The sequence below is a fragment of the Streptomyces phytophilus genome (assembly GCF_013870535.1).
In the GTDB taxonomy this organism is placed as follows: domain Bacteria; phylum Actinomycetota; class Actinomycetes; order Streptomycetales; family Streptomycetaceae; genus Streptomyces; species Streptomyces phytophilus.
The window spans coordinates 1-1,684 of sequence record NZ_JACBXC010001283.1 but is presented as its reverse complement, the minus strand read 5'-3'; the positions used below and the strand labels follow the sequence as shown (position 1 = coordinate 1,684).

Below are 1,684 nucleotides of genomic sequence, written 5' to 3'. Positions count from 1 at the left end.
GCGCGGCCCCGTACGATACTGGCCGGAATGCCAAGTGTCCGGAGGATCAGGCCGGCACCGCCGCCCGCGCCGCCGCCCGCATGGAGTCCCTGGACGACCCGCCGTCCTCCGCCGTCGCCGCCGGGGAGGCGTCCATCAGCGACTGGCTCGACGCCGGCTTCGAGGTCTCCTCCGGCAGCGGCGAGGTCACCGTCACCGCCAGCGTCGAGATCCCGTCGGTCATCCCCGGGATCGGCAACTTCGGCTCGATCGAGCGCAGCTCGACCATGCCGCGGGGGGAGGACTGACGATGAGCCTGCGGGCCCGTATCACCACTCCCGACCACACGACGGAAGGCCACGGCGAGACCCTCGTCCCCACCTACCGCGCCAAGCTCCTGGAGGAGATCGACCTCGCCGAGATGTCGGCGCTGTCGCCCGCCGAACGCCGCTCCCGGCTGGAGCGGGTGCTCGGCCACATCCTCAGCCGCGAGGGCCCCGTGCTCTCCACCGCCGAGCGCTCGCAGCTCATCCGCCGCGTCGTGGACGAGGCGCTGGGGCTCGGCATCCTGGAACCGCTGCTGGAGGACCCGAGCGTCACCGAGATCATGGTCAACGGCCCCGACCGGATCTACGTCGAGCGCGCCGGCCGCGTCGAGCAGCTGCCGCTGCGCTTCGCCTCCGACGAACAGCTGATGCAGACCATCGAACGCATCGTCTCCACCGTCAACCGCCGCGTGGACGAGTCGACGCCCATGGTCGACGCCCGCCTGCCCACCGGCGAGCGCGTCAACGTCATCATCCCGCCGCTGTCGCTCACCGGGCCGACGCTGACGATCCGCCGCTTCCCGCGCTCGTACACCCTGGCCGAACTCATCGGCCTCGGCACCCTCGACGAGCACACGCTGCTGCTGCTCTCCGGGCTGGTCCGGGCGAAGTTCAACGTCATCGTCTCCGGCGCCACCGGCGCCGGGAAGACGACCCTGCTGAACTCCCTGTCCGGGCTCATCCCCGAGCACGAGCGCATCATCACCGTCGAGGACGCCGCGGAGCTGCAGTTGCAGCAGGCGCACGTGATCCGGCTGGAGTCGCGCCCGCCGAACGTCGAGGGCAAGGGCCGGATCACCATCCGCGACCTCGTACGCAACTCGCTGCGCATGCGCCCCGACCGCATCATCGTCGGCGAGGTCCGCGGCGGCGAGACGCTGGACATGCTGCAGGCCATGTCCACCGGCCACGACGGGTCGCTGGCCACCGTGCACGCCAACTCCGCCGAGGACGCGCTGATGCGCCTGCAGACGCTGGCGTCCATGTCGGACGTCGAGGTGCCCTTCGAGGCGCTGCGCGACCAGATCAACTCCGCCGTCGACGTGATCGTGCAGCTCGCGCGGCACACCGACGGCACCCGCAAGATCGACGAGATCGTGATGCTGTCGTCCCGCGGCCGGGAGGTCTACCAACTGGTGTCCGTCTGCCGCTTCCGCGCCCTGCCGATCAGCTCGGACCGCATCGTCCGCGGCCAGTTCGAGTTCTCGCCGCTGCCGCGGCGCACCGGCGACCGCCTCTTCTACGCCGGCGAACCCGTCCCGCCGGCGTTCGGGGTGGCGCCGTCGGAGCGGCACCTGCAGACGCGGGAGGCGAGGTGATGGACCGCCGGGAGCTGTTCGCACTCGTCGTCGGCCTGGCGCTGCTCGCCGGCGCCCTCG

The 1,684-nt window shown here is 71.5% G+C and carries 2 protein-coding genes; both read left to right on the top strand.

What is annotated here, in order from left to right:
• Positions 1-287 (top strand): hypothetical protein (locus H5J30_RS31620; RefSeq protein ID WP_181791004.1); only part of this gene is annotated, 287 nt, incomplete at its 5' end.
• Between the two features lie 2 nt (positions 288-289).
• Entirely contained in the window at positions 290-1,624 is a 1,335-nt protein-coding gene (locus H5J30_RS31615; protein WP_181791002.1) for a TadA family conjugal transfer-associated ATPase, read from the top strand.
• The last annotated feature ends 60 nt before the right edge of the window (positions 1,625-1,684 follow it).